16 protein-coding genes are annotated in these 19492 nt (G+C 53.4%); 14 read left to right on the top strand and 2 right to left on the bottom strand.

Annotated elements, in window-relative coordinates; all coding sequences use genetic code 11:
• Positions 1–56: 56 nt before the first annotated feature.
• A complete protein-coding gene (gene yfbR, locus FFT88_RS12440; RefSeq protein ID WP_135404733.1) occupies positions 57–656 on the bottom strand; it encodes a 5'-deoxynucleotidase in 600 nt (199 codons plus the stop codon).
• Positions 657–739: 83 nt separating this feature from the next.
• On the bottom strand, positions 740–1957 hold the full coding sequence (gene alaA / locus FFT88_RS12435; protein ID WP_064526608.1) for an alanine transaminase AlaA: 1218 nt from the start codon (positions 1955–1957) through the stop codon (positions 740–742).
• 924 nt (positions 1958–2881) lie between these two features.
• On the opposite strand from alaA, the gene lrhA reads away from it, so the two are divergent.
• The 14 genes from lrhA (at position 2882) to nuoN (ending at position 19467) form a co-directional block, all read left to right on the top strand.
• Positions 2882–3820: a transcriptional regulator LrhA gene (gene lrhA, locus FFT88_RS12430; RefSeq protein WP_130216970.1), complete on the top strand. Its 939-nt coding sequence runs from the start codon at positions 2882–2884 to the stop codon at positions 3818–3820.
• A gap of 620 nt (positions 3821–4440) precedes the next feature.
• Positions 4441–4884, top strand: coding sequence for an NADH-quinone oxidoreductase subunit NuoA (gene nuoA / locus FFT88_RS12425; protein WP_000062997.1), 444 nt, complete (start codon positions 4441–4443; stop codon positions 4882–4884).
• Between the two features lie 15 nt (positions 4885–4899).
• Positions 4900–5562: an NADH-quinone oxidoreductase subunit NuoB gene (nuoB, locus tag FFT88_RS12420; RefSeq protein WP_000386733.1), complete on the top strand. Its 663-nt coding sequence runs from the start codon at positions 4900–4902 to the stop codon at positions 5560–5562.
• Between the two features lie 93 nt (positions 5563–5655).
• Complete coding sequence (gene nuoC, locus FFT88_RS12415; protein ID WP_000247878.1) at positions 5656–7458, top strand: NADH-quinone oxidoreductase subunit C/D; 1803 nt, start codon at positions 5656–5658, stop codon at positions 7456–7458.
• A gap of 2 nt (positions 7459–7460) precedes the next feature.
• A complete protein-coding gene (gene nuoE, locus FFT88_RS12410) occupies positions 7461–7961 on the top strand; it encodes an NADH-quinone oxidoreductase subunit NuoE (protein WP_000545042.1) in 501 nt (166 codons plus the stop codon).
• Positions 7958–9295, top strand: coding sequence for an NADH-quinone oxidoreductase subunit NuoF (gene nuoF / locus FFT88_RS12405; protein WP_000789500.1), 1338 nt, complete (start codon positions 7958–7960; stop codon positions 9293–9295). Before nuoE ends, nuoF begins: the two co-directional genes overlap by 4 nt.
• 52 nt (positions 9296–9347) lie before the next feature.
• Positions 9348–12074: an NADH-quinone oxidoreductase subunit NuoG gene (nuoG, locus tag FFT88_RS12400; protein WP_130257462.1), complete on the top strand. Its 2727-nt coding sequence runs from the start codon at positions 9348–9350 to the stop codon at positions 12072–12074.
• Complete coding sequence (nuoH, locus tag FFT88_RS12395) at positions 12071–13048, top strand: NADH-quinone oxidoreductase subunit NuoH (protein ID WP_000118685.1); 978 nt, start codon at positions 12071–12073, stop codon at positions 13046–13048. Before nuoG ends, nuoH begins: the two co-directional genes overlap by 4 nt.
• A 14-nt stretch (positions 13049–13062) precedes the next feature.
• Positions 13063–13605, top strand: coding sequence for an NADH-quinone oxidoreductase subunit NuoI (gene nuoI, locus FFT88_RS12390; RefSeq protein WP_000172749.1), 543 nt, complete (start codon positions 13063–13065; stop codon positions 13603–13605).
• 11 nt (positions 13606–13616) lie between these two features.
• On the top strand, positions 13617–14171 hold the full coding sequence (gene nuoJ, locus FFT88_RS12385; RefSeq protein WP_000393511.1) for an NADH-quinone oxidoreductase subunit J: 555 nt from the start codon (positions 13617–13619) through the stop codon (positions 14169–14171).
• Positions 14168–14470 (top strand): NADH-quinone oxidoreductase subunit NuoK, encoded by a 303-nt coding sequence (gene nuoK / locus FFT88_RS12380; RefSeq protein WP_000612644.1) that lies wholly within the window; start codon positions 14168–14170, stop codon positions 14468–14470. The genes nuoJ and nuoK overlap by 4 nt, the downstream gene beginning before the upstream one ends.
• Positions 14467–16308 (top strand): NADH-quinone oxidoreductase subunit L, encoded by a 1842-nt coding sequence (gene nuoL / locus FFT88_RS12375; RefSeq protein WP_130257463.1) that lies wholly within the window; start codon positions 14467–14469, stop codon positions 16306–16308. The genes nuoK and nuoL overlap by 4 nt, the downstream gene beginning before the upstream one ends.
• Positions 16309–16473: 165 nt before the next feature.
• Positions 16474–18003: an NADH-quinone oxidoreductase subunit M gene (nuoM, locus tag FFT88_RS12370; RefSeq protein WP_130221938.1), complete on the top strand. Its 1530-nt coding sequence runs from the start codon at positions 16474–16476 to the stop codon at positions 18001–18003.
• Positions 18004–18009: 6 nt separating this feature from the next.
• The gene (gene nuoN, locus FFT88_RS12365; protein WP_000156701.1) at positions 18010–19467 is read left to right on the top strand and encodes an NADH-quinone oxidoreductase subunit NuoN; all 1458 of its coding nucleotides are present in this window, start codon (positions 18010–18012) and stop codon (positions 19465–19467) included.
• The last annotated feature ends 25 nt before the right edge of the window (positions 19468–19492 follow it).

Below are 19492 nucleotides of genomic sequence, written 5' to 3'. Positions count from 1 at the left end.
AGCCTGATGCGACGCTGGCGCGTCTTATCAGGCTGCGTCGGCTGGTATCTGGCTGCTTACAGTGGCGAATCCTGGCTAATCTCATCGAGCGAAAGATGGAAGCTGGGAACAAAGACCTCAATGAAGTAGTCCATCTCCTGGCTGCGGCGCGTTTCAAGCGTCGCTTCCAGCCGCGTTTTTGCCAGCAAAAATTCATTATTTCCGGCTGCGAGCTCTTCCAGACATTTCAGATAGGCACAAAGTGCATCAGCCTGTTTCACCAGCGACTTTTCTTCATCGCTATACGCATTTTCATCGATTAATGGCGCGAAAATATCCTGCAACTCCTCCGGAACCATATCGACCAGCTTTTGTTGGGCGATTTTTTCAATGGCTTTGTATTCCTGAGCGATTTGCGAGTTGAAATATTTCACAGGGGTAGGGAGATCGCCGGTGAGCACTTCAGAGGCATCGTGGTACATCGCCAGCAGAGCGATGCGTTCAGCGTTGACATTTCCGCCAAACTTACGGTTTTTAATGGCAGCCAGCGCATGGGCGACCATCGCCACCTGCAAACTGTGCTCAGACACATTTTCTGTCCGTACATTGCGCATTAACGGCCAGCGGTTAATGAGTTTCAGACGGGAGAGATGGGCAAAAAAATGGCTCTGCTTCATAACGACCTTGCGTGTGATGACTTCATGAGATCATTGTGGGGGGATAACACTGCCGGATGCAATCTCCGGCAGTGAATTTAAGATTACAGCTGATGATAGCCAGAAAGGAAACGAGCGAATTTACTTAATGACAGTTCGATATCATCAACGCGCGGCAGCGTAACTATGCGGAAGTGATCCGGCCACGGCCAGTTAAAAGCCGTCCCCTGAACCAGCAGGACTTTTTCCTGTAACAGGAAGTCCAGCACCATCTTCTGGTCGTCGTGAATATTAAAACGTTTGGCGTCGATTTTTGGGAACATGTACAGCGCGCCGCGTGGCTTCACGCAGGAAACGCCTGGAATGTCGTTAATCAATTCCCATGCGCGATTACGCTGCTCGTAAAGACGCCCGCCTGGTAAGATAAATTCACTGATACTCTGATAGCCGCCCAATGCGGTCTGAATCGCGTGTTGTGCGGGAACGTTGGCGCAAAGTCGCATTGAGGCCAGCATCTCCAGACCTTCGATGTAGCCTTTGGCGTGTTTTTTCGGCCCGTTCAGCACCATCCAGCCCTGACGGAAGCCTGCCACACGATACGTTTTCGACAGACCGTTAAAGGTAATGGTCAGCAGGTCAGGCGCCATCGCCGCAATCGAGTGATGCTCGGCGTCGTCGTAGAGAATTTTGTCGTAAATTTCATCGGCGAAGATAATGAGATTATGCTGACGCGCAATCTCCACAATTTCCATTAAAAGCTCTTTGGAATAAACCGCGCCGGTAGGGTTGTTCGGGTTGATAATAACGATACCGCGCGTACGAGGCGTAATTTTAGCGCGAATATCATCAAGGTCCGGGAACCAGTCAGAGGACTCGTCACAAAGGTAGTGCACTGCTTTACCGCTGGAGAGCGAAACCGCCGCGGTCCATAGTGGGTAATCAGGTGCAGGAACCAACATTTCATCCCCGCTGTTCAGCAAGGCCTGCATTGCCTGAACGATAAGCTCCGATACACCATTGCCGATGTAAATGTCTTCCACGGTAACATCACGCATGCCTCGCGCCTGATAGTGCTGCATGATGGCCTTACGCGCAGAGTAGAGGCCTTTTGAATCACAATAGCCCTGAGCGGTCGGGAGGTTGCGTATCACGTCAACCAGGATCTCATCAGGAGCGTCAAAACCGAACGGGGCTGGGTTGCCAATGTTCAGTTTCAATACCTTGTTACCTTCTTCTTCCAGGCGTTTTGCTTCTTTCAGCACCGGACCACGGATGTCATAACAGACATTCTCTAACTTGCTGGATTTTTCAATGGGTGACATGAATCTTGACCTTTTTTGCTGTTATCGCCACTCCCTGCCGTGGAAGTCAGCTTAGAACAATGTACTCCCCCGAGGCGGTGTTTTGAAGTTCTGCAGAACAAGATTTTGCGAGCGTAAAAGGAGGGAATGTGCTGTTAATAACTTAATAATCGTTAAATATTGAGATGCATATGCTTAATGATTTGTGTTTTGTAGTGATTTATTCTAAGTATTAATCTAATGCATAGTTTTTTGTCTGGTAGATAAATGTGCGAATTTCCTTTGATTTAAGAAATCGCGAACATAACATATTCATGATATTTTCATTATAAGTGAAACATTAACAGAGTAGTGATCGCCGAAGTGTCGTATAGGTGATGACGTGCGAAACTATTGTTAAGCGGAATTAATGAATGCAGGGTGTGCTAATTAATTATTATTTAATATTCAAAAAGGTTTTGTTGTGCTTATTAATAATAGAAGATTACTTTGCCTAACATAACATAACTTTGCATCAGATAATTCGCAATGGCCCTTATAAATAAATGGGTTTTAGGGTAAAATGCTCGCTTAAATGACGGAAGCCCCACTTTTGATGCAGACAAATCATCGCCGCTTATGCGTGTTCACGCTGGGTTGGCGCCGCTTTGCTAGTAGTGGAACAAGGAACAACATTTACATTTACACAAACACTCGCATGTCATAAATAGAAAAGAGTGAGTAACTTAATAGATATGCGATTCCTGAAGATATATTCTGTGAACTACTTCAGGCATTATAACGGAACAATGTGAGTCGTTCTTATTAGTGCAACTCATATGCATTTTAACTTTCATCCAGACTTCCGGATGAAACTGCCAGGGAGGCACATTACAAATGGAATTGCTTGTTTGTGTGTGCACAGCATTAACCAGCTCAGTATGAGCCGCCAGTAAGTGATAATATATGATAAGTGCAAATCGTCCGATAATTAACCTCGACCTCGATCTGCTGAGAACATTTGTTGCTGTTGCCGATCTGAACACTTTTGCTGCCGCAGCTGCCGCCGTGTGTCGTACTCAGTCCGCTGTTAGTCAGCAAATGCAACGTCTTGAACAACTCGTTGGGAAAGAACTGTTCGCTCGGCATGGTCGTAACAAACTGTTAACTGAACATGGCATTCAGCTTCTTGGCTATGCCAGGAAGATCCTGCGTTTTAATGATGAAGCTTGCTCATCATTGATGTTCAGTAATCTTCAGGGCGTGTTAACAATCGGCGCTTCAGATGAATCTGCTGATACGATCTTACCTTTCCTGCTTAATCGCGTGAGTTCGGTTTATCCGAAACTTGCGCTGGATGTCCGCGTTAAGCGTAATGCCTATATGGCAGATATGCTGAAGTCCCAGGAAGTGGATTTAATGGTTACCACAAATCGTCCTGGTACCTTTAAGGCGTTGAACCTGAGAACTTCTCCAACGCACTGGTATTGCGCTGCGGAATATGTATTGCAAAAAGGCGAGCCGATCCCTCTGGTGTTGCTGGATGATCCTAGTCCGTTCCGCGATATGGTTCTGGCAACACTCAATAAAGCAGATATTCCATGGCGTCTGGCTTATGTCGCCTCCACGTTGCCGGCGGTTCGTGCTGCCGTGAAAGCGGGATTGGGTGTAACGGCCAGGCCGGTTGAGATGATGAGTCCGGACCTGCGCGTCTTGAGTGCTGTGGACGGTTTACCACCACTGCCAGATACCGAATATTTGCTCTGCTATGATCCGTCCAGCGGTAATGAACTGGCCCAGGTGATATACCAGGCAATGGAGAGTTATCAGAATCCATGGCAGTTCAGCACGATAGGTACCCATGAAGGGGATGATTCTCTGTTAATTGAAGGCGATTACGAATAATTGTCTGGTACCAGATAACCACATTTGTAAAAACAAGCCGCTGATGTTTTTTTGAACGTCAGTGGCTTTTTTTTACAATAAATGATAACGACTTTTCTGGATATTGAATAAAAGTGTTCATTTTTCAACCGCCCGCTATTCTCTATACGCGCGAACAAAAAATCGCCGAATAAAAATCTCCTGCTACAATGATGTTAAAAAATACGTGAATTTGTTGCTGTATTTTTGTTATGGATTAACAAAAGCGTGTCACAGATCAAGAAAATACTCTCTTTTAGGGGGAGGAATCGACACAAATTCCTGTCAAAATAGACCCGTATTTTTTCCATTGCTTCACAACGGACACGATTCAACAACATCTAATTTTCCTGGAGTCGTCAATGATCTGGGATGAAGAGCATTAAATGCAAGGGTTGTTGGTATTATGTAAATTAATGTGAAGAAACTTTTGTTAAAGTTGACAAAAGGTTATAGAAAGGGGTAAAAGACCACATCAATTCACTGTATAAAGTTGTTACTACAGTAGTTGTAAGGTTTTTTTTATTCCTCCCCATGAATCGATGTGGCGTCCATCTGCCGTGAAGAGCAGTGAATCTGGCGCTACTTTTGATGAGTAAGCAATGAGTATGTCAACATCCACTGAAGTCATCGCTCATCACTGGGCATTCGCTATCTTTCTTATCGTTGCCATTGGCCTGTGTTGCCTGATGCTGGTAGGCGGTTGGTTTTTGGGCGGTCGCGCACGCGCGAGGTCAAAAAACGTGCCGTTTGAATCCGGTATCGACTCGGTCGGCTCCGCCCGCTTACGCCTGTCCGCCAAATTTTATCTGGTGGCCATGTTCTTCGTTATCTTCGACGTTGAAGCGCTGTATCTGTTCGCATGGTCAACCTCTATCCGCGAAAGCGGCTGGGTAGGCTTTGTGGAAGCTGCAATTTTTATTTTTGTGTTACTGGCAGGTCTGGTTTATCTGGTGCGTATTGGCGCGCTGGACTGGACGCCCGCGCGTTCACGCCGCGAGCGTATGAACCCGGAAACGAACAGTATCGCTAATCGTCAACGCTAACCGCGAGGCATTAAGATGGATTATACGCTCACCCGCATAGATCCCAACGGTGAGAACGACCGTTACCCCCTGCAAAAGCAGGAGATCGTAACCGACCCTCTGGAGCAAGAAGTTAACAAAAACGTGTTTATGGGCAAGCTCAATGACATGGTTAACTGGGGTCGTAAAAACTCAATTTGGCCGTATAACTTCGGTCTTTCCTGCTGTTACGTTGAGATGGTGACTTCGTTTACCGCGGTGCATGACGTGGCGCGTTTTGGCGCAGAAGTATTGCGTGCTTCGCCGCGTCAGGCTGACCTGATGGTGGTTGCAGGAACTTGCTTTACCAAAATGGCACCGGTTATTCAGCGTCTGTATGACCAGATGCTGGAACCAAAATGGGTTATCTCAATGGGTGCCTGTGCCAACTCCGGCGGTATGTACGATATTTATTCCGTCGTGCAGGGCGTCGATAAATTCATCCCGGTTGATGTGTATATCCCGGGCTGCCCGCCGCGTCCTGAAGCGTACATGCAGGCACTGATGCTGTTGCAGGAATCTATCGGCAAAGAACGTCGTCCGCTCTCCTGGGTGGTTGGCGATCAAGGCGTTTATCGCGCCAATATGCAATCAGAGCGCGAACGCAAGCGCGGCGAACGCATTGCCGTAACCAACCTGCGTACACCTGACGAGATTTAATTTGCGCCTGTCGGCAAAGGGATTTTTCTTCGCTTATTCCTAAATCTATTTCGCGAAGCTTACTGCGCCGACAGTCACCACGGACCATTTGCAATGGTGAACAATATGACCGACTTAACCGCGCAAGAACCCGCCTGGCAGACCCGCGATCATCTTGATGATCCGGTGATTGGCGAACTGCGCAACCGTTTTGGGCCGGATGCCTTTACTGTTCAGGCGACTCGCACCGGGGTTCCCGTTGTGTGGATCAAGCGTGAACAATTACTGGAAGTTGGCGATTTCTTAAAGAAACTGCCGAAACCTTACGTCATGCTGTTTGACTTACACGGCATGGACGAACGTCTGCGCACACACCGCGAAGGGTTACCTGCCGCGGATTTTTCCGTTTTCTACCATCTGATTTCTATCGATCGTAACCGCGACATCATGCTGAAGGTGGCGCTGGCAGAAAACGACCTGCACGTACCGACCTTTACCAAACTGTTCCCGAACGCTAACTGGTATGAGCGTGAAACCTGGGATCTGTTTGGCATTACTTTCGACGGTCACCCGAACCTGCGCCGCATCATGATGCCGCAAACCTGGAAAGGTCACCCGCTGCGTAAAGATTACCCGGCGCGCGCTACCGAATTCTCGCCGTTTGAGCTGACCAAAGCCAAACAGGATCTGGAGATGGAAGCCCTGACCTTCAAACCGGAAGAGTGGGGGATGAAGCGCGGCACCGAAAACGAGGACTTCATGTTCCTCAACCTCGGTCCGAACCACCCGTCGGCGCACGGGGCTTTCCGTATCGTTTTGCAACTCGATGGCGAAGAGATTGTCGACTGCGTACCAGACATCGGCTACCACCACCGTGGTGCGGAGAAAATGGGCGAACGCCAGTCCTGGCACAGCTACATTCCGTATACCGACCGTATCGAATACCTCGGCGGCTGCGTTAACGAAATGCCTTATGTGCTGGCGGTAGAGAAACTGGCTGGGATCACCGTGCCGGATCGCGTTAACGTCATTCGCGTAATGCTCTCCGAACTGTTCCGCATCAACAGTCACCTGCTGTATATCTCGACCTTTATTCAGGACGTCGGCGCAATGACGCCCGTGTTCTTCGCCTTTACCGATCGTCAGAAAATTTACGATCTGGTGGAAGCAATCACTGGTTTCCGTATGCACCCGGCGTGGTTCCGTATTGGCGGCGTAGCGCACGACCTGCCGCGTGGCTGGGATCGTCTGCTGCGTGAGTTCCTCGACTGGATGCCGAAACGTCTGGCGTCTTACGAGAAAGCGGCGCTGCAAAACACCATTCTGAAAGGTCGTTCCCAGGGCGTTGCCGCCTATGGCGCGAAAGAGGCGCTGGAGTGGGGCACCACCGGTGCTGGCCTGCGTGCTACCGGGATCGACTTCGACGTGCGTAAGGCGCGTCCTTATTCTGGCTATGAAAACTTCGACTTTGAAATCCCGGTGGGTGGTGGTGTTTCTGACTGCTACACCCGCGTAATGCTGAAAGTGGAAGAGCTGCGCCAGAGTCTGCGCATTCTTGAGCAGTGCCTCAACAACATGCCGGAAGGCCCGTTCAAAGCGGATCACCCGCTGACCACGCCGCCGCCGAAAGAGCGCACGCTGCAACATATCGAAACCCTGATCACCCACTTCCTGCAAGTGTCGTGGGGTCCGGTGATGCCTGCCAATGAATCCTTCCAGATGATTGAGGCGACTAAAGGGATCAATAGTTACTACCTGACCAGCGACGGTAGCACCATGAGTTATCGCACCCGTATCCGTACGCCGAGTTATGCGCATTTGCAGCAAATTCCGGCGGCGATCCGCGGCAGCCTGGTGTCTGACCTGATTGTTTATCTGGGCAGTATCGATTTTGTTATGTCAGATGTGGACCGCTAATTATGCACGAGAATCAACAACCACAAACCGAGGCTTTTGAGCTGAGTGCGGCAGAGCGTGAAGCGATTGAGCACGAGATGCACCACTACGAAGACCCGCGTGCGGCGTCCATTGAAGCGCTGAAAATCGTTCAGAAGCAGCGTGGCTGGGTGCCGGATGGCGCGATCCACGCGATCGCCGATGTGCTGGGTATTCCGGCGAGCGATGTCGAAGGTGTGGCAACGTTCTATAGCCAGATCTTCCGCCAGCCGGTAGGCCGCCATGTGATCCGTTATTGCGACAGCGTGGTCTGTCATATCAACGGTTACCAGGGTATTCAGGCGGCGCTCGAGAAAAAGCTGAACATCAAACCAGGGCAAACGACATTTGATGGCCGCTTTACGCTGCTGCCAACTTGCTGCCTGGGGAACTGTGATAAAGGGCCAAACATGATGATCGATGAGGACACTCACGCGCATCTGACCCCGGAAGCGATCCCTGAACTGCTGGAGCGGTATAAATGAAAAACATTATCCGTACTCCCGAAACGCATCCGCTGACCTGGCGTCTGCGCGATGACAAACAGCCAGTGTGGCTGGATGAATACCGCAGCAAAAACGGTTACGAAGGCGCGCGTAAGGCGCTGACTGGGCTTTCTCCGGACGAAATCGTTAATCAGGTCAAAGACGCTGGTCTGAAAGGGCGCGGCGGCGCGGGCTTCTCGACTGGCCTGAAATGGAGCCTGATGCCGAAAGACGAATCCATGAACATCCGTTACCTGCTGTGTAACGCCGATGAAATGGAGCCGGGCACCTATAAAGACCGCCTGCTGATGGAGCAACTGCCGCACCTGCTGGTGGAAGGTATGCTCATCTCCGCGTTTGCGCTGAAAGCTTACCGTGGCTACATCTTCCTGCGTGGCGAGTATATCGAAGCGGCAGTGAATCTGCGCCGTGCCATTGCCGAAGCCACCGAAGCGGGTCTGCTTGGCAAAAACATTATGGGAACAGGTTTCGATTTCGAACTGTTCGTCCATACCGGGGCAGGGCGCTACATCTGCGGCGAAGAAACAGCGTTAATCAACTCCCTGGAAGGGCGTCGCGCTAACCCGCGCTCGAAGCCACCTTTCCCGGCAACCTCCGGTGCATGGGGCAAACCGACCTGTGTCAACAACGTCGAAACCCTGTGTAACGTTCCGGCGATCCTCGCTAACGGCGTGGAGTGGTATCAGAACATCTCGAAAAGTAAAGATGCTGGCACCAAGCTGATGGGCTTCTCCGGTCGGGTGAAAAATCCGGGCCTGTGGGAACTGCCGTTTGGCACCACCGCACGCGAGATCCTCGAAGATTACGCCGGTGGTATGCGTGACGGTCTGAAATTCAAAGCCTGGCAGCCAGGCGGCGCGGGGACTGACTTCCTGACCGAAGCGCACCTTGACCTGCCGATGGAATTCGAAAGTATCGGTAAAGCGGGCAGCCGTCTGGGTACAGCACTGGCGATGGCGGTTGACCATGAGATCAACATGGTGTCGCTGGTGCGTAACCTGGAAGAGTTTTTCGCCCGAGAGTCCTGCGGCTGGTGTACGCCGTGCCGCGACGGTCTGCCGTGGAGCGTGAAAATTCTGCGTGCGCTGGAGCGTGGCGAAGGTCAGCCGGGAGATATCGAAACACTTGAGCAACTGTGTCGATTCTTAGGCCCGGGTAAAACTTTCTGTGCCCACGCACCTGGTGCAGTGGAGCCGTTACAGAGCGCCATCAAATATTTCCGCGAAGAATTTGAGGCGGGAATCAAACAGCCGTTCAGCAATACCCATTTGATTAATGGGATTCAGCCGAACCTGCTGAAAGAGCGCTGGTAACCGAATTTCGATTAACGCTCAGTCTCTGACTGAGAAAACTGGAAGCATGCTAATGGCTACAATTCATGTAGACGGCAAAGAATACGAGGTCAACGGAGCGGACAACCTGCTGGAAGCTTGTCTGTCTCTGGGCCTTGATATTCCTTACTTTTGCTGGCATCCGGCGCTGGGAAGCGTCGGTGCTTGCCGCCAGTGTGCGGTGAAGCAATACCAAAACGCGGAAGACACGCGTGGTCGCCTGGTGATGTCCTGTATGACACCGGCTTCCGATGGCACCTTTATTTCCATTGACGACGAAGAAGCGAAACAGTTCCGTGAAAGTGTGGTCGAGTGGTTAATGACCAACCACCCGCACGACTGTCCGGTATGTGAAGAAGGCGGTAACTGCCATCTTCAGGATATGACCGTGATGACCGGGCATACCTTCCGTCGCTACCGTTTCACCAAACGTACCCACCGTAATCAGGATTTAGGGCCGTTCATCTCTCACGAAATGAACCGCTGCATCGCCTGCTACCGCTGCGTGCGTTACTACAAAGATTACGCTGACGGCACGGACCTGGGCGTTTACGGTGCGCACGACAACGTCTACTTCGGTCGCCCGGAAGACGGCACGCTGGAAAGCGAATTTTCCGGTAACCTGGTCGAAATTTGCCCGACCGGCGTATTTACCGACAAAACGCACTCCGAGCGTTACAACCGTAAATGGGATATGCAGTTTGCGCCGAGCATCTGCCAGCAATGTTCCATCGGCTGTAACATCAGCCCCGGCGAGCGTTATGGCGAACTGCGTCGTATTGAAAACCGTTACAACGGTACGGTAAACCACTATTTCCTCTGCGACCGTGGTCGTTTCGGTTACGGCTACGTCAACCTGAAAGATCGTCCGCGTCAGCCAGTACAGCGTCGTGGCGATGATTTCATTACCCTCAACGCTGAACAGGCAATGCAGGGCGCAGCAGATATACTGCGTCAGTCGAAGAAAGTGATCGGCATTGGTTCTCCCCGTGCCAGCGTGGAAAGTAACTTTGCGCTGCGTGAGCTGGTGGGCGAAGAAAACTTCTATACCGGTATCGCTCACGGTGAGCAGGAGCGTCTGCAACTGGCGCTGAAAGTGCTGCGTGAAGGCGGCATTTATACTCCGGCACTGCGCGAAATCGAATCTTACGATGCGGTACTGGTACTGGGCGAAGACGTTACCCAGACCGGCGCGCGTGTCGCGCTGGCGGTGCGTCAGGCGGTGAAAGGAAAAGCACGCGAAATGGCGGCAGCACAGAAAGTGGCTGACTGGCAGATTGCGGCAATCCTCAACATCGGTCAACGTGCTAAGCATCCGCTGTTTGTTACCAACGTTGATGACACCCGTCTGGATGATATCGCGGCGTGGACTTACCGCGCACCGGTTGAAGATCAGGCGCGTTTAGGTTTTGCCATCGCCCATGCGCTGGACAACTCCGCGCCAGCGGTTGACGGTATCGAACCTCAGCTGCAAAGCAAAATCGACGTCATCGTGCAGGCACTGGCTGGTGCGAAGAAACCGTTGATTATCTCCGGGACGAACGCCGGTAGCGCTGAAGTGATTCAGGCTGCGGCTAACGTGGCGAAAGCCCTGAAAGGTCGCGGCGCTGACGTCGGTATCACCATGATTGCCCGTTCTGTAAACAGCATGGGGCTGGGCATTATGGGCGGTGGATCGCTTGAAGAAGCGTTAACCGAACTGGAAACCGGACGCGCCGACGCGGTGGTTGTGCTGGAAAACGATCTGCATCGTCACGCTTCCGCTACCCGCGTGAATGCTGCGCTGGCTAAAGCGCCGCTGGTGATGGTGGTTGACCATCAACGCACAGCGATCATGGAAAACGCCCATCTGGTGCTTTCCGCCGCCAGCTTTGCTGAAAGCGACGGTACGGTAATTAATAATGAAGGCCGCGCCCAACGTTTCTTCCAGGTTTACGACCCGTCCTATTACGACAGCAAAACTGTCATGCTGGAAAGCTGGCGCTGGTTACACTCGCTGCACAGCACCCTGCTGAGCCGTGAAGTGGACTGGACGCAGCTCGACCACGTGATTGACGCCGTTGTGGCGAAAATCCCGGAACTGGCAGGTATCAAAGATGCTGCACCGGATGCGACATTCCGCATTCGTGGGCAGAAACTGGCCCGTGAGCCGCACCGTTACAGCGGTCGTACCGCCATGCGCGCCAACATCAGCGTTCATGAGCCGCGTCAGCCGCAGGATATTGACACCATGTTCACCTTCTCGATGGAAGGTAACAACCAGCCGACCGCGCACCGTTCGCAAGTGCCGTTTGCCTGGGCGCCGGGCTGGAACTCCCCGCAGGCGTGGAACAAATTCCAGGACGAAGTGGGCGGCAAACTGCGCTTTGGCGATCCGGGCGTGCGTCTGTTTGAAACCAGCGAAAATGGTCTGGATTACTTCACCAGTGTACCGGCACGCTTCCAGCCGCAGGACGGGAAATGGCGTATCGCGCCGTACTACCACCTGTTTGGCAGCGATGAATTGTCACAGCGTGCTCCGGTCTTCCAGAGCCGTATGCCGCAACCGTACATCAAACTCAACCCAGCGGATGCCGCGAAGTTGGGCGTGAATGCGGGGACACGCGTCTCCTTTAGTTACGATGGCAACACGGTCACGCTGCCGGTTGAAATCGCCGAAGGGCTGACGGCAGGGCAGGTGGGCTTGCCGATGGGTATGTCCGGCATTGCTCCGGTGCTGGCCGGCGCGCATCTTGAGGATCTCAAGGAGGCACAACAATGAGTTGGTTATCACCGGAACTGATTGAGATCCTGCTGACCATCCTCAAAGCGGTGGTGATCCTGCTGGTGGTTGTCACCTGTGGGGCATTCATGAGCTTTGGCGAACGTCGCCTGCTGGGTCTGTTCCAGAACCGTTACGGACCTAACCGTGTTGGCTGGGGCGGTTCGCTCCAGCTGGTTGCGGACATGATCAAAATGTTCTTTAAAGAAGACTGGATCCCGAAATTCTCGGATCGCGTCATCTTTACCCTGGCACCGATGATTGCCTTTACCTCGCTGCTGCTGGCCTTTGCAATTGTGCCAGTCAGTCCGGGTTGGGTGGTTGCCGACCTGAACATCGGGATTTTGTTCTTCCTGATGATGGCAGGTCTGGCGGTTTACGCGGTGCTGTTTGCGGGCTGGTCAAGTAACAACAAATACTCGCTGCTCGGTGCGATGCGTGCTTCTGCGCAGACCCTGAGCTACGAAGTGTTCCTCGGGCTTTCCCTGATGGGCGTGGTGGCGCAGGCCGGTTCATTCAACATGACCGACATCGTCAACAGCCAGGCGCATGTGTGGAACGTCATCCCGCAATTCTTTGGTTTTATTACCTTTGCCATCGCGGGCGTGGCGGTGTGTCACCGTCACCCGTTTGACCAGCCGGAAGCCGAGCAGGAACTGGCGGATGGTTACCACATTGAATATTCCGGTATGAAGTTCGGTCTGTTCTTCGTGGGTGAGTACATCGGGATTGTGACCATCTCTGCACTGATGGTGACGCTGTTCTTCGGTGGCTGGCAAGGCCCGTTGTTACCGCCATTCATCTGGTTCGCGCTGAAAACCGCGTTCTTTATGATGATGTTCATTTTGATTCGTGCGTCGTTACCGCGTCCGCGTTATGACCAGGTAATGTCCTTCGGCTGGAAAATCTGCCTGCCGCTGACGCTGATCAACTTGCTGGTAACGGCGGCTGTCATTCTCTGGCAGGCGCAATAAGGGGCAATAAGACCATGACCTTAAAAGAATTGTTAGTAGGTTTCGGCACCCAGGTTCGTAGTATCTGGATGATCGGCCTGCACGCGTTCGCCAAACGCGAAACGCGAATGTACCCGGAAGAGCCGGTCTATCTGCCGCCCCGTTATCGTGGTCGTATCGTTCTGACCCGCGACCCGGACGGCGAAGAGCGTTGCGTAGCCTGTAACCTCTGCGCGGTAGCCTGCCCGGTCGGCTGTATCTCGCTGCAAAAAGCAGAAACCAAAGACGGTCGCTGGTATCCGGAATTTTTCCGCATCAACTTCTCACGCTGCATTTTCTGTGGTCTGTGCGAAGAAGCCTGTCCGACCACGGCGATTCAGTTAACCCCGGATTTCGAAATGGGGGAATACAAGCGCCAGGATCTGGTTTACGAGAAAGAGGATCTGCTGATCTCCGGTCCGGGCAAATACCCGGAATATAACTTCTACCGGATGGCAGGTATGGCAATCGACGGCAAAGATAAGGGCGAAGCAGAGAACGAAGCCAAGCCTATCGACGTCAAGAGCCTGTTACCGTAAGGAGAGGGGCAATGGAGTTCGCTTTTTATATCTGTGGCCTGATAGCCATACTTGCGACCTTGCGAGTGATCACCCATACCAATCCGGTACACGCACTGCTGTACCTGATTATTTCGCTGCTGGCGATTTCCGGGGTGTTCTTCTCACTGGGCGCTTATTTCGCCGGTGCGCTGGAAATTATCGTCTACGCGGGTGCCATTATGGTGCTGTTCGTGTTCGTGGTGATGATGCTCAACCTGGGCGGTTCAGAAATCGAACAGGAACGCCAGTGGCTGAAACCGCAGGTGTGGATTGGTCCGGCAATTTTGTCGGCCATCATGCTGGTGGTGATTGTTTACGCCATTCTCGGTGTTAACGATCAGGGTATCGACGGTACGCCAATCAGTGCTAAAGCAGTGGGTATTACGCTGTTTGGGCCTTACGTACTGGCGGTGGAACTGGCCTCTATGCTGCTGCTCGCGGGTCTGGTTGTGGCCTTCCACGTCGGTCGTGAAGAGCGTGCGGGTGAAGTGCTGAGCAATCGTAAAGACGACAGCGCGAAAAGAAAAACGGAGGAGCACGCATGATCCCCTTACAACATGGACTGATCCTCGCGGCAATCTTATTCGTTCTTGGCTTAACCGGTCTGGTTATCCGTCGCAATCTGCTGTTTATGCTGATTGGTCTGGAAATCATGATTAACGCTTCCGCGCTGGCCTTTGTGGTCGCCGGAAGCTACTGGGGCCAGACCGACGGTCAGGTGATGTACATTCTCGCCATCAGCCTCGCGGCGGCAGAAGCGAGTATCGGCCTTGCGCTGCTGCTGCAACTTCACCGTCGTCGCCAGAACCTGAACATCGATTCAGTAAGTGAGATGCGCGGATGAACATGCTTGCCTTAACCATTATTTTGCCATTTATTGGCTTCGTCCTGCTGGCGTTCTCCCGTGGGCGCTGGTCTGAAAACGTCTCGGCGATCGTCGGCGTTGGCTCTGTGGGCCTGGCGGCGCTGGTAACTGCCTTTATCGGCGTTGACTTCTTCGCTAACGGCGAGCAGGCATACAGCCAGCCGCTGTGGACGTGGATGTCGGTAGGCGACTTTAACATCGGTTTTAACCTGGTGCTGGACGGCCTGTCGCTGACCATGCTCTCAGTGGTCACCGGTGTGGGTTTCCTGATCCACATGTACGCCTCCTGGTATATGCGTGGTGAAGAGGGCTACTCTCGCTTCTTCGCTTACACCAACCTGTTCATCGCCAGCATGGTGGTTCTGGTTCTCGCCGATAACCTGCTGCTGATGTACCTCGGCTGGGAAGGCGTGGGCCTGTGCTCCTATCTGCTGATCGGTTTCTATTACACCGATCCGAAGAATGGCGCAGCGGCAATGAAAGCGTTCGTCGTGACCCGTGTGGGTGACGTGTTCCTCGCTTTCGCACTGTTCATTCTTTACAACGAACTGGGCACCCTGAACTTCCGCGAAATGGTGGAACTGGCGCCTGCGCACTTTGCTGACGGCAATAACATGCTGATGTGGGCGACGCTGATGCTGCTGGGCGGTGCGGTCGGTAAATCTGCGCAGTTGCCGTTGCAGACATGGCTTGCCGACGCGATGGCGGGCCCGACGCCTGTCTCCGCGCTGATCCACGCTGCAACGATGGTAACCGCGGGTGTCTACCTGATCGCCCGTACCCACGGCCTGTTCCTGATGACCCCGGAAGTTCTGCATCTGGTGGGCATTGTCGGGGCGGTTACGCTGCTGCTGGCCGGTTTTGCCGCGCTGGTACAGACCGACATCAAACGTGTTCTCGCTTACTCTACCATGAGCCAGATTGGCTACATGTTCCTCGCGCTTGGCGTGCAGGCATGGGATGCGGCGATTTTCCACTTGATGACTCACGCGTTCTTTAAAGCGCTGCTGTTCCTGGCATCCGGTTCCGTCATTCTGGCCTGCCATCACGAACAGAACATCTTCAAGATGGGGGGGCTGCGTAAATCTATTCCGCTGGTTTATCTCTGCTTCCTGGTGGGTGGCGCAGCACTGTCGGCACTGCCGCTGGTCACTGCGGGCTTCTTCAGTAAGGATGAGATCCTCGCGGGTGCGATGGCGAATGGTCATATCAATCTGATGGTGGCAGGTCTGGTCGGTGCGTTTATGACCTCGCTCTACACCTTCCGTATGATTTTCATCGTCTTCCACGGAAAAGAACAAATTCACGCTCACGCCGTGAAAGGGGTAACTCACAGCCTGCCGCTGATTGTGCTGCTGATCCTTTCCACCTTCGTTGGCGCACTGATTGTACCGCCGCTGCAGGGCGTGCTTCCGCAAACGACGGAGCTGGCGCACGGCAGCATGTTGACCCTGGAAATTACCTCTGGCGTGGTCGCGGTGGTCGGCATTCTGCTGGCAGCCTGGCTGTGGCTGGGTAAACGTACTCTGGTGACCTCCATCGCCAACAGTGCGCCGGGCCGTCTGCTGAGCACCTGGTGGTACAACGCCTGGGGTTTTGACTGGCTGTACGACAAAGTGTTCGTCAAGCCGTTCCTGGGTATTGCCTGGTTGCTGAAACGCGATCCGCTGAACTCAATGATGAACATTCCGGCGGTTCTTTCCCGCTTTGCAGGTAAAGGCCTGCTGTTAAGCGAGAACGGTTATCTGCGCTGGTATGTGGCATCCATGAGCATCGGTGCGGTCGTGGTGCTGGCACTGTTGATGGTACTGCGTTGAGTTAAGGATTGTGGGCTTGCGCCTGGGGATTTAAGAACGTAGGTCGGATAAGCCGTCTTCGCGGCGCATCCGACACTACAACCACAATCCGAAGAGAATTTTCTGTCGTGAGAATTCGTTGAAAATCCGGTCCTGACGGGACTTTTACAAGGAATAAAGATCGCCATGTTACTACCCTGGCTAATATTAATTCCCTTTATTGGCGGCTTCCTGTGCTGGCAGACCGAACGCTTTGGCGTCAAGGTGCCGCGCTGGATCGCGCTGATCACCATGGGATTGACGCTGGCGCTGTCGCTGCAACTGTGGTTGCAGGGCGGTTATTCACTGACGCAATCCGCCGGAATTCCGCAGTGGCAGTCTGAATTCGACATGCCGTGGATCCCGCGTTTTGGTATCTCTATCCATCTCGCCATTGACGGTCTGTCGCTGCTGATGGTCGTGCTGACCGGTCTGCTCGGCGTGCTGGCGGTACTCTGTTCGTGGAACGAGATCGAAAAATATCAGGGCTTCTTCCACCTAAACCTGATGTGGATCCTGGGCGGCGTTATCGGCGTGTTCCTTGCCATCGACATGTTCCTGTTCTTCTTCTTCTGGGAAATGATGTTGGTGCCGATGTACTTCCTGATCGCACTGTGGGGGCATAAAGCTTCTGACGGTAAAACGCGTATCACGGCGGCAACCAAGTTCTTCATTTATACCCAGGCGAGTGGTCTGGTGATGTTGATCGCCATCCTGGCGTTGGTCTTTGTTCACTACAACGCGACCGGCGTCTGGACCTTCAACTATGAAGAGCTGCTGAATACGCCGATGTCTAACGGCGTGGAATACCTGTTGATGCTGGGCTTCTTCATCGCCTTCGCGGTGAAAATGCCGGTGGTTCCGCTGCATGGCTGGCTGCCGGATGCGCACTCCCAGGCACCAACTGCGGGTTCCGTGGACCTCGCAGGGATCTTGCTGAAAACCGCCGCTTACGGTCTGCTGCGTTTCTCCCTGCCGCTGTTCCCGAACGCGTCGGCAGAGTTTGCGCCAATCGCTATGTGGCTGGGTGTTATCGGCATCTTCTACGGTGCGTGGATGGCCTTCGCCCAGACCGACATCAAACGTCTGATCGCCTACACCTCGGTTTCCCACATGGGCTTCGTGCTGATTGCCATCTACACCGGCAGCCAGTTGGCCTACCAGGGTGCGGTAATTCAGATGATTGCGCACGGCTTGTCAGCGGCGGGTCTGTTTATTCTCTGCGGTCAGCTCTATGAACGTATCCATACCCGCGACATGCGCATGATGGGCGGTCTGTGGAGCAAGATGAAATGGCTGCCAGCACTGTCTCTGTTCTTTGCGGTGGCAACGCTTGGGATGCCAGGCACCGGTAACTTCGTCGGCGAATTTATGATTCTGTTCGGCAGCTTCCAGGTTGTCCCGGTGATTACCGTTATCTCTACCTTTGGGCTGGTCTTTGCATCCGTTTATTCGCTGGCGATGTTACATCGCGCTTACTTCGGTAAAGCGAAAAGCGAGATTGCCAGCCAGGAACTGCCAGGGATGTCGCTGCGTGAGCTGTTTATGATCCTGTTGCTGGTGGTGCTGCTGGTACTGCTGGGCTTCTATCCGCAGCCGATTCTGGATACCTCGCACTCCGCGATTGGCAACATCCAGCAGTGGTTTGTTAATTCCGTTACTACTACAAGGCCGTAAATCGCCATGACAATAACTCCACAAAACCTGATCGCACTGCTACCGTTGCTGATCGTCGGCTTGACGGTGGTGGTTGTGATGCTCTCCATTGCGTGGCGACGCAATCATTTCCTCAACGCTACGCTCTCGGTTATTGGGCTTAACGCGGCGCTGGTTTCGCTCTGGTTTGTCGGCCAGGCGGGCGCTATGGACGTTACGCCGCTGATGCGCGTTGATGGTTTCGCCATGCTTTACACCGGGCTGGTATTGTTGGCGAGCCTCGCCACCTGTACTTTCGCCTACCCGTGGCTTGAAGGCTATAACGACAACAAGGACGAGTTCTACCTGTTGGTGTTAATTGCCGCCCTGGGCGGGATCCTGCTGGCGAATGCTAACCATCTGGCGTCTCTGTTCCTCGGTATCGAACTGATCTCTTTGCCGCTGTTTGGCCTGGTCGGTTACGCTTTCCGCCAGAAACGTTCGCTGGAAGCCAGTATCAAATACACTATCCTTTCTGCCGCAGCGTCTTCTTTCCTGCTGTTCGGTATGGCGCTGGTGTATGCGCAGTCTGGCGACCTGTCGTTTGTCGCGCTGGGTAAAAACCTCGGCGACGGTATGCTCAACGAGCCGCTGTTGCTGGCAGGTTTCGGCCTGATGATTGTTGGCCTCGGCTTCAAACTCTCTCTGGTGCCGTTCCACCTGTGGACGCCAGACGTATACCAGGGCGCGCCTGCGCCGGTTTCCACTTTCCTGGCGACGGCGAGCAAAATCGCTATCTTCGGTGTGGTGATGCGTCTGTTCCTCTACGCACCGGTGGGTGACAGCGAAGCGATTCGCGTGGTGCTGGCGATTATCGCCTTTGCCTCCATCATCTTCGGTAACCTGATGGCGCTGAGCCAGACCAATATCAAGCGTCTGCTCGGTTACTCATCTATCTCTCACCTCGGCTATCTGCTGGTGGCGCTGATTGCACTGCAAACCGGCGAGATGTCGATGGAAGCGGTAGGGGTTTACCTCGCCGGTTATCTGTTCAGCAGCCTCGGCGCGTTCGGCGTGGTCAGCCTGATGTCCAGCCCGTATCGTGGCCCGGATGCTGATTCCCTGTTCTCTTACCGCGGACTGTTCTGGCATCGTCCGATCCTCGCGGCGGTGATGACGGTGATGATGCTGTCTCTGGCCGGTATCCCGATGACGCTGGGCTTTATTGGTAAGTTCTACGTGCTGGCGGTCGGTGTCCAGGCACACTTGTGGTGGCTGGTGGGTGCCGTGGTTGTCGGTTCGGCAATCGGCCTTTACTACTATCTGCGCGTGGCGGTGAGCCTGTACCTGCACGCACCGGAACAACCGGGTCGCGATGCACCGTCAAACTGGCAGTACAGCGCAGGCGGTATCGTGGTGCTCATCTCTGCACTGCTGGTTCTGGTGCTGGGTGTATGGCCACAACCGCTGATTAGTATTGTGCGGTTAGCAATGCCGCTGATGTAATCTGTTAGTTTGTAAGTCAGAAAGC

The organism is Escherichia sp. E4930 (assembly GCF_005845405.1).
Classification (GTDB): domain Bacteria; phylum Pseudomonadota; class Gammaproteobacteria; order Enterobacterales; family Enterobacteriaceae; genus Escherichia.
This window is presented reverse-complemented; position numbering and strand designations above follow the sequence as displayed.